Genomic DNA, 10,610 nt, shown 5'->3' with positions numbered 1-10,610 from the left:
GCGGAGAATATGCGCTAAATTATGCAAAAATACATTTATATAAATTAAAATTATGTGAAATATCTACCATTTATCAAAGAATTTGAAGAAGTGCAAATCGTTTTACCGCATTTTTATACAACTTTAGTCTAGTTTTTCCAAAAAGTGCAGTTTTGATTGCTTTATTTATAGACAAAAAATGAATAATGATTCATTTTATATAAAAGTGAACAATGATTCACTTATTTATAATAAAGCTCACAATTGGAGGTGAGGAAAAAATGACAGCGACAACAATGAATGTAAATGCTGTAATCGATCAGGCGAAGTTTAAACCCTTTCATCTAACGGTTGTTTTATGGTGTTTATTTGTCGTCTTATTTGACGGTTATGATTTAGCCATTAATGGTGTTGCTTTACCGCTCTTAATGAAAGAGTGGGGAATGACAGCAGTACAGGCTGGTATGCTGGCCAGTACCGCTTTAGCAGGTATGATGTTTGGCGCAATGCTATTTGGGATGTTGGCGGATAAAATTGGCCGAAAAAAAGTTATTATTATCTGTGTCACTTTGTTTAGCGGTTTCACGTTTGCAGGTGGTTTTGCATCAAACCCGACTGAGTTTGGTATTTTACGTTTTATTGCTGGTCTTGGGATTGGTGGGGTGTTACCTAATTTGGTTGCGCTGACTTCGGAATATGCTCCACAAAAATTTCGTAGCACCTTGGTGACAGCCATGTTTAGTGGTTATGCCATGGGTGGCATTATGGCGGCATTGTTAGGTGCAGCATTCACCCCGACGTTTGGCTGGAAAATTATGTTCTTCATTGCAGGTATTCCATTACTTTTTATCCCAATTTTATGGAAATTCTTACCTGAATCAGTCACTTTTTTGGTGAAAGCTCAACAAACTGAAAAAGCACGTAATATTATTCAACGTTTGGTTCCTGACGAGACGGTGTCGCCAAATACTGTTTTAATCTTGAATGAAGCAAAAGTGCCAGATGCGTCTGTCGCTGCCTTGTTTAAAAATGGCCGTGCTAGAGGCACTATCTTATTTTGGTGCTGCTTTTTCATGTGCTTATTGATGGTGTATGCCTTAGGCAGTTGGTTACCAAAACTAATGATGGCTGCGGGTTATTCGATGGGGAGTAGTTTGATGTTTTTACTTTCTTTGAATATTGGTGCGGTGATTGGAACAGCAGGAGGGGGTATTCTTGCAGACCGTTTCCACTTGAAACCTGTCATTATCAGTATGTTGATTGTTGGCGCAGTCGCGCTTGTTGGTTTAGGTTTTAATTCACCACAGCCTGTGATTTATCTATTGGTTGCTCTTGCAGGAGCTGCGTCGATAGGCTGTAGTATTTTATTATACAGTTATGTAGCGCAGTATTATCCGCTGGCTGTTCGTTCAACAGGTTTAGGTTGGGCATCTGGCATTGGGCGTGTTGGTGCGATTGTCGGACCAATTGTCATTGGGGTGCTGCTGGGAATGGAGCTACCGCATAAAATGAACTTTATTGCAGTTGCAATTCCAGCAATTATTGCTGCAATTGCCGTCTCTTTCATTCGTCTGAATAATGCTGAAGAAACTGTAACGTCTCAAGTGAAAGTTTCAAGCTCAGTCAAGGCACCGTCTTGATGATATGAATGAAATAAAAGGCTCTCAAACAGAGGGCCTTTTATTTTTGAACAACAGCGTAATGCGAGTGATGTGCTCAATTTGCATGGCCAATGTTATGCTTATAGATGCTTAAAATAAGCAGGATAAGAAGAATGACTAAAGTGCATCAGCAACTCGACCCTCAACAAGCCAATAATCTATTCAAAATTTTGAAACAACGTTTTCAGACACATATGGAACGTCATGAGCATATCCGCTGGGCAGATATCCATGAACAACTTTTAAGGCAGCCAGATAAGTTATGGTCATTACATCACATGGAGCTTAGTGGTGGTGAGCCAGATGTGGCTGTATTGCTGAATACTCAAGCATTGTATTTTTTTGACTGTGCACTTGAATCGCCAAAAGGGCGGCGGAGTATGTGCTATGACCAAGAGGCTTTACTTACGCGTAAAGATCATCCTCCTGAAAATACGGTGATGGATTGGGTTAAAGAACATGCTGTGATGCTTATGACTGAATCTCAGTATTATGCTTTACAGCAATTGTTCAGTTTTGATTTGAAAACATCCAGTTGGGTCGAAACACCAAATGAACTACGCCAACAGGGTGAAGCGATTTTCTGTGATCGACGTTATGGGCGGACATTTAGCTATCACAATGGTGCTGCCTCATACTATGCAAGCCGAGGCTTTCGAACCTATATTAAACTTTAATATATATAGGTAGATAAAAAGAAACCCCGACATCCTGTCGAGGTTTCTTTGTATTTCAGTGCTTAGATACAACTCCTGTCATATCTCACATCCTGATGCTCAAACTGATTATTGTTGTTTTTCGTTTGGGAAACGTCCTGTCTCCTGATGTTTTAAATATACGTGATGAGCGATGTGTGTCATAGCGGGTTTAACGACGATGCATGTAAGCCTAAACTGACAAAAATGATTTTTTCATAAAATAGGGATATTCTTCATGTAAATAAATAGGCTTTTGGAGCGGTTTAACTTGGGATCATAGAAGATCTACTGATGTTGGAGAGCTTCTATTTTAAGCAATTTTAATTTTATTCAGAATGAAATGGACTGCTCAATATCTGTTCGATACTAAAGAAATGAGGATATGAATAATGTAGGTGAGATAAAGGGGAGGACAATGGTTTATGGTTTTAACACATAGGTCACATGATCATGGGTTTATCTTCTTCTCTGATAATATTTGAATAAAAACGTGAAAAATATATTTTTAAAATATGGCTTAATAGAGATAATTAGAATATATGAGATGTGCTCATTGCTACTTTGGCTTTTGTGATTCCTCTAAATAGTTTAGCTAATAAATAACGGAAACAAATCATTCTAAAAAGTTTGTTAATTCATAACCAAAACAGTACAATAAATAAGCTGATAAATTGAACGGTTGAATCAGTACATATTATAAAAATGGAATATTTGAAGCAGAAATTACAGAATATTTTTATAAAAGTGAGTATTGTTGAACCATATAAAAGGGAAGTTTAATCGACACACTTTAACCAAGGTCTTGTGAAAACTTCTCTGTTTGTCATTTAGAATCGGGTACCCAAAAGGTCGAAGCTAAATCAAACACTCAAGATTAATATTGTATGGCACTTTTTACTTGCGAGATAAGCAAATAAAAAGCAGTTAAAAAGTGTCTAGGTTTAGGTGTTTTATGTCAGGAACTCGTGAAAACTGGACATCACGATCTGGTTTTATTATTGCAGCTGTAGGTTCGGCTGTAGGCTTAGGTAATATTTGGCGTTTCCCTTATGTTGCTTATGAAAATGGCGGTGGTGCCTTTCTTATCCCCTATTTATTGGCGTTGATTACGGCAGGTTTACCCCTGTTATTTTTAGACTATGCAACAGGGCATCGCAGTACAGGTTCTCCCCCTAAAGCCTATCGGGCTTTGTTTAAAGGCGGTGAAACATTAGGTTGGTGGCAAGTCTGTGTGTGTATCATCATTGGTTTGTACTATGCCAGCGTACTGACGTGGGCGGGAAGCTATGTTTACTTCTCGATTGGTCAGGCTTGGGGCAGCGACCCTGAAAGTTTCTTCTTTAATACCTACTTACAAACCTCGAAAGCAACGGGTTTCGATTTACAGTTTGTGAGTCATTTATTTTGGCCAATCGTGGGAATTTGGGCACTGACCTTAATTATTTTGTTTGGTGGGGTGAAAAAAGGTGTGGAATTATCGAATAAGATTTTCATGCCTCTGTTATTTGTTTTATTCACCATTTTAGTGGTGCAATCGCTTCGTTTACCAGGTGCAGCAGAAGGCTTAAATGCATTCTTTACACCGAACTGGTCGGCGATGATGGACTATAAAGTGTGGTTGGCGGCTTATGGTCATACTTTCTTCTCGCTTTCCGTTGGCTTCGGGATCATGGTGACATATTCCTCTTACTTAAAGCCGAAAACTAACTTAACGGGTTCGGGTCTGATCGTTGGTTTTGCCAATGCTTCAACTGAAATCTTGGCGGGTATTGGTATTTTTGCAGCATTGGGCTTTATGGCACATGCGGCGGGTAAAGAAGTACAAGATGTCGTCAGTGGTGGTATTGGTCTGGCATTTATTGCGTTTCCAAAAATCATTTCAAGCTTGGGTGCAGGTGCTGATTTATTCGGTCTGTTGTTCTTCTCGTCATTGTTTGTCGCAGGTATTTCTTCCATGGTGAGTATCTTGGAAGTACCAATTGCTGCGATGCAGGACAAGCTAAAATGGAGCCGTAAAAAAGCAGTGACCATTATTGGTGGTGGTAGTGCACTGGTATCGGTGATCTTATTCTCAAGTGTGAATGCGATTAAATTGGTAGATATCGTGGATCACTTTATCAATAATATTGGGATTATCGGTGGTGCACTGTTGTCGATTATCAGTGTGGCTTGGTTTAAGCGCTCTGCTTTACGTGAGCTTCGTGATCACGTAAACCGTATTTCGACCATTCAATTGGGTAAAGGCTGGGATTTCACTTTAACAGTTATTACTTCGCTGATCTTATTAATCACGTTGAGCATGACTGTATTTAACTTGGTGAAAAATGGTTACGATACTTATAGCATGAGTCTACAAGGCGTCTTTGGGTGGGGCAGTGTGATTTTCTGTGCTGTCGTTGCAGTCATACTCAGTAAAATGAAAGATCGCTAGGAGAGCATATATGAATACTTCAGCAATCGTGATGATGATTATTTCAATGGTATTTTTATGGGGTGGACTGATTTTGTCTATCCTACATTTAATGAAAAATCCAGAAGAGCTCGATGATGTTCTTGAAGATGTCAAGGATCAACATACGTTGTAAGCTTATTCGCTAGAAGGCTTAGTTTTGAATTAGATTGAGTCTTGTTCCACATCAACGCCCAATGAATTTCATTGGGCGTTGTTTTTGCGCAAAGCGGAGGATGAGATCCATAGGGTAGCCATCAGGGTTTGCTTTTATCTGCCTTCTGCTTTGGAGGCTGTAAGTGGCTGAAGGGGGGATGTTGAGTTGGATATATGGGTCATTTATATCTGTAGTTCGACCAGCTTTGAATGATGGATAAATTGCGAAATGGCGCTGTACAAAATTTATCTCATAAATGTGTAAACACAATAACAACTATGATACAAAATAGTATAGAATTGTGACATAGTTTGTACTTTTGCTGGCTAATTCATATGAAAATTAACAAAAAGAAATTTTCTGCTCTGACGTTTATATTTTTTTTTTCATTAGAAGCACACGCATTTCCGCAGCCTGGAAGCTATATTTCTAACGTTGCGTCTGGGGACTATACTGATGAGATGGGGAATGTCTTATTGGTTAATTCCAATCCTGTGGCATTGGAAGTGCAAAAAACCTATGCACTAACTTTAGTACAAAATCAAAACCAATATGGTGTGATTGGTGGCGTGGTAAACCTTCCACATGTGTTAACCAATACGGGTAACACGACTGATCAATATTCACTTAGCTTGGTGCAAAGTAATAGCGATAATTTTGATTTAAGTAATGTTAAGGTCTATGCAGACCGCGATCAAAATGGTTTACCAGACAATACCGAAGACTTATTGACAGGTTCAATTGAGCTAAATGCGGGTCAATCTTTAGCTATCGTGATAGTGGGCAGTATTCCGACCAGTGTGTCGTTTAATCAGCTTAGTAGTTTAGATCTTAAAGCGGTGAGCCAGCAAAATACGACGCTTTCTGCACAAGTCACAGATACGATTCGCGTAGTCGATGATGCTGTGATTTCACTGATGAAGGCCCAGAGTGTAAGCGAAGGAAATATAGGGGATCAGATTACCTATACCTTGACCTATCGAAATACAGGGACAGCAACACGTCGTGTGGTATTACAAGATGTATTGGATGATTCTTTAGAGTATGTCGCAGGTTCAGCAATCTGGAACCAAAATACCACGGCATTAACCGATGCTAATGATACAGAAGCATCGGCCAATACAGGGATTGCTTATCAGCTCAAAGCGGATGGAAAGAGTCTCGAAGCGAATATTGCAGCGGTTGCACCACTCACATCAGGCACACTCAGTTTTAAAGCCAAAGTCAAACAAGGTGCTGCCAATAAAATTCCAAACACAGCAGGTTTTGTGCAATATGACACGGATAACACCACTGTAAAACTAAGCAGTTTTTCCAATACCGTGATTTATAACTTGGCGGCTGTCTATGGTGTGGTTTTAAATAATAAATCTAGTTCAGCAACGAACTTAGGCAACCCGAATAGCAGTCCAGATAACTTGGTGATCCAAGCCAGTTTAAAACCCGGCCAAGAAGTTTTCTTTAACAACTATGTTTGGAACGTTGGTAATACGACAGATACTTATAATTTAAGCTATAGCTCAAGTAATTTGCCTAGCTGTGCCAAAGTTAATTTTTACACACAGGATGGAAAAACCTTACTCACAGATACCAATGGCGACGGTAAAGTGGATACGGGTTCCATTTCCAATGCAGCAGTAAAACAAATTCAGCTTGGGGTGTCTGCTTCTACGGGTTGTACCAGCAGTGTTAGTGATATCAATATTGATGTGGTTGCGACATCCATTGCTTCGAGTTCCGCCTCTGACCCAATTCGAAACCAAATTACAAGCTTAACAGCAGCATCCAGCAGTAGTGACTTATACAACGCCGATCAGTCGGGATTAGGTGTGGGTGTCGTGGATAGTGCAGGCCAACCTTTGCGGACAGTTAAAGTGGTTTCCGGGAAAGCCGTTTTTCCTTTGGTGGCAAAGAATAATTCAACTCAAGCCAATAACTATAATGTGTATGCTTCATTTAGCGTGATTGATGTAGCCAATATCATGCCGACCAGCAAAACGGGTTTTAGCGTCAAATTTTATGAGGGAGATGCCAGCTGTCAAACGGTGGGTAAGCAGATTACCAATACAGGTACTTTAGCTGCGGGTGCGAGCAAGAGCTATTGTGCGGTGGTTGATGTTGATGCAAGCCAACAGAATTTTACAGCGCCAATTTGGTTTGTGATTCAATCACCTGTCAATCAACAAGCGGACTCCATTAAGAACCAAATTGAAAGTAATGTGGCACGCTTACTCACGTTAACCAATGATCAGCAAGGTCAGGTAAGTGTGGGTGGCACAATTGTCTATGCGCATACTTTAAAGAATTTGGGCAATATGGCAGAAGGTGCAAACGCAGGTTCTCAAGTGAATTTGAAAGTGGTTCCACTGAAAAATGATGGCTTTGTTTATACCCTTTATTATGATGCGAATAAAAATGGTCAGATTGATAGTGCAGACCAAATTATAAGCGCAACAACCAGTTTAAATCAGCTTTTGGGCAGTGCGGGTTTAGTGGCTCAGGCTGATATTCAGTTATTACTCAAAGTTCAAGCAGCGCCTTCTGCAACTGAAGGGGTCGTGAGTCAGGCTGATATTTTAGTCGAGATTTCTGACTTTAATGGCATTCATTTAGAGAACTTAAAAAATACTGACGTAACCACGGTTGCAACAGGGCATCTGCAACTACTGAAAACACAAGCTGTGAATAGTAGCTGTACAACCAGTAATTTAGCATCTTTGAGTTATTCCACTCAGTTGGTTTCGGTTAAGCCGAATCAGTGTGTAGTGTATAAGCTAACGCTGAAAAATGATGGTAGTTCCGTGGTGAAAAATGTGCAATTTAATGATGTTGTCCCAGCCTATACCAGCCTAGTAGGCACGCCAGTCATTGTTCCGACTGGAACAAATTTATCTTCAGGTGACAAAGTTTCCGCTTTGGTGAGTAGTTTAGATCCAAATCAAGAAGCCAATTTCTACTTTGTTATTCGTGTTAACCCTTAAGCGTAGGTTCGGAAAATGTTTGCAGAAAAGAAAATGATTCGAAATTTGCGTATGGCGATGTTGGGCTTATTGGGGGCAACTGCGTCGACGTGGGTTTTAGCTGATGGTTTGGTCATCAGTAACATGGCGGTGGGTGAATACAAAGAAGAAGGCTCTACCGTAGTTCAAGTGGCACGTTCCAACTTGGTTCAAACGACGGTGATTCCAGTTTATAACCTCAGTTTAAAGGATAACCGCACGGAATATGTACGTCCGGGTCAGGCGGTTTATTATCACCATATTTTAACCAATACAGGCAATGAACGCGATCTTTATAATTTGTTGGGAAGTCAAGTTACAGGTGGCAGTTTTACCCATAACAATATTGAAATTTATTTGGATGCAGATCGCAATGGTGTCCCAGACAATACGACACCAATTACCCAATATAGCTTAAATGCTGGCGAAGCGGTTGCCCTGATTATTAAAGCAATCATCCCTTCAACAGCAGCCGTAAATAGCACCAGTCAGATTCAACTCGTAGCGACGTCTACACAACAGCCGAGCTTGACTCAAAATAATATTGATACATCTCGTATCACCGATCAGGCGGTTTTAAGCTTAACCAAGAGTTTTGATAAAACAAGCGTCGTAAATGGTGATATTGCAACGGTTCGTTTAACCTATTTTAATAACGGCAATAACAGTGGTGTAGTCAATATCAGCGACCTGTTGGATACGACGCAATTGACCTATGTCACGGGTAATGAAAACTGGAATGGACAAGCACTGAATTCTGCGACAGGGACAAATGATCCGACAGGCATCAATTATTATCTTGATACGGATGGTAAAACGATTCGCGCACAGATCACCAATGTACCTGCCAATGCGCAAGGTTATATTGAGTTCCGTGTTCGCGTGGCGCGTACAGCGCCGGGTGAAATTCCAAACTTGGCCAATATGGACTATGACCATGACGGTCTTTCCACAACAGTAAATTTAACCACACAGTCGAATACCGCCGTATTAACCATTAAGCCTACTTATGGGGTGGTGATCAATGCTGATGCAAATAGTGTTAGTGGCGCAGATACACTAACTAAATCAGCGGTGAGTAGTGGTGGAACAGTTGTCTTTGAAAACTATGTCTGGAATACAGGAACGGTTGCCGATCGGTTCAATTTAAGTTTTAACAGCCATAATTTACCTGCAGGCAGTGTGTTGGAACTCTATCGTGCAGATGGTGTTACGCCACTATTTGATAGTAACAATGACGGCATTGTTGATACGGGGTCACTCGATGCGGGCGCGAAGCTTCCGATTATTGTAAAACTTACATTCCCCGCGGATTTTGTGGATACAGCCAACACGACCTATAGCATTGTACCTAAAGCACAATCAATTGCGGACAGTAGTAAAACAGATACAGTACAAGATCAGACATCGTTGATTCAAAGTACAGCTTCTCGTCTGGTGGACTTGATGAATAGTCCAGAAACCAGCGCAAATGGTACAGGAAATGGCAATGTGTCGAATGGAGGTTCGCCGTGGAAAACCTTAGCTGCGGTAAACAATCAAACGGTGGTGTTTCCACTCACGGTACGTCATACAGGTCAAGCGACCACATATAACTTTAGCGCTGACGCAGACAATAATTTTGCAACTGTGGCACTGCCAAGCGATGTCAGCTCGGTACGCTATTTTGCTACATCGACTACAGACTGTTCGGTACTTGGGGCAGAAATTGCTTCAACGCGTTTGCTCAACAACGGCGAGTCACAGTTGTATTGTGCCGTGGTTGAAATTCGGGCAGATGCCAAAACGACAACACAACCGATTCCCATTTATTTTAAAGTGGCCTCTTCTAGTTTGCCGACCTCAGCACCAAGTAATGGTTATGACGTGATTCAAAACGCCATTACGATTAACTCAAATGCGAGTCAAGGGGGTGTGAGTTTAGATCCTGATTTGCGAGGGCAAATTGCACCGGGGGGCAGTATTGTTTATACCCACACTTTAAAACCGTGGGGAACGTCTGTGCTATCTACAACAGATACTTTAAGCATAGTGAATGATCGAACTGGTTTTACAACAACACTTTATTATGATGCCAATAATGATGGGCAGTTAGACGCGTCTGACCCGATTATTCAAAACTTATCTATTGTGAATGCTTCTATTCTTAGCAGCAAAGCACAGATTCGTATTTTTAATAAAGTTGAGAATACCGCATATAACACGGTCGGAGTGGTAAATACCTCTGTGATTAGCCTAAAAAATAGTGCAGGTACGTTATTAGACACAGCAACAGATATTACCACCATCACCAGTGCGCCTGTGCGTCTAACTAAATTACAAGCCAAGGATAATAATTGTGATGGTGTAGCGGATACGGCGTATACCTCAAATGTGTTACCGATCACGCGTAATTCAGATGGTTCTGGGCAATGTGTTTTGTACCAATTGACAGTGAAAAACTTGGGGGCTTCGGCCATTGGGCGATTTAATTTTTATGATTACACCCCTGAAGCGATGGTGATGAGTAAAGCACCAACTTGTACAAGTTGTGAGTCTGGTTCGCTCAGCGCGCCTACACTTGGACAGTCGGGTGCAATTAAGGGTTCAGTTGCGGCAATAAAAAGCAATGAAAGTCATAGCTTAGAGTTTGGGGTGAAATATGTGGGGAACTAAGTTGAATTATGT

The 10,610-nt window shown here is 40.8% G+C and carries 6 protein-coding genes; all 6 read left to right on the top strand.

The window, feature by feature from the left end; all coding sequences use genetic code 11:
* Positions 1–260: 260 nt before the first annotated feature.
* Positions 261–1,619 carry an MFS transporter gene (locus DPG01_RS08050; RefSeq protein ID WP_110974729.1) on the top strand — a complete coding sequence of 453 codons (1,359 nt, stop codon included), beginning with the start codon at positions 261–263 and terminating at the stop codon, positions 1,617–1,619.
* A gap of 134 nt (positions 1,620–1,753) precedes the next feature.
* Entirely contained in the window at positions 1,754–2,317 is a 564-nt protein-coding gene (locus tag DPG01_RS08045; RefSeq protein ID WP_110974728.1) for a DUF4256 domain-containing protein, read from the top strand.
* Positions 2,318–3,290: 973 nt separating this feature from the next.
* Positions 3,291–4,769 (top strand): sodium-dependent transporter, encoded by a 1,479-nt coding sequence (locus DPG01_RS08040; protein ID WP_086210380.1) that lies wholly within the window; start codon positions 3,291–3,293, stop codon positions 4,767–4,769.
* A 10-nt stretch (positions 4,770–4,779) separates the two neighbouring features.
* Entirely contained in the window at positions 4,780–4,923 is a 144-nt protein-coding gene (locus tag DPG01_RS08035; protein ID WP_086210379.1) for a methionine/alanine import family NSS transporter small subunit, read from the top strand.
* 482 nt (positions 4,924–5,405) lie between these two features.
* On the top strand, positions 5,406–7,925 hold the full coding sequence (locus DPG01_RS08030) for an isopeptide-forming domain-containing fimbrial protein (RefSeq protein ID WP_228156977.1): 2,520 nt from the start codon (positions 5,406–5,408) through the stop codon (positions 7,923–7,925).
* Between the two features lie 15 nt (positions 7,926–7,940).
* Positions 7,941–10,598: a DUF11 domain-containing protein gene (locus DPG01_RS08025; protein WP_110974726.1), complete on the top strand. Its 2,658-nt coding sequence runs from the start codon at positions 7,941–7,943 to the stop codon at positions 10,596–10,598.
* Positions 10,599–10,610: the final 12 nt, after the last annotated feature.

Source organism: Acinetobacter sp. WCHAc060042 (genome assembly GCF_003231195.1).
Taxonomy (GTDB): domain Bacteria; phylum Pseudomonadota; class Gammaproteobacteria; order Pseudomonadales; family Moraxellaceae; genus Acinetobacter.
Note: the sequence above shows the minus strand (reverse complement) of the source record. Positions and strands in the feature narration are given on the sequence as shown.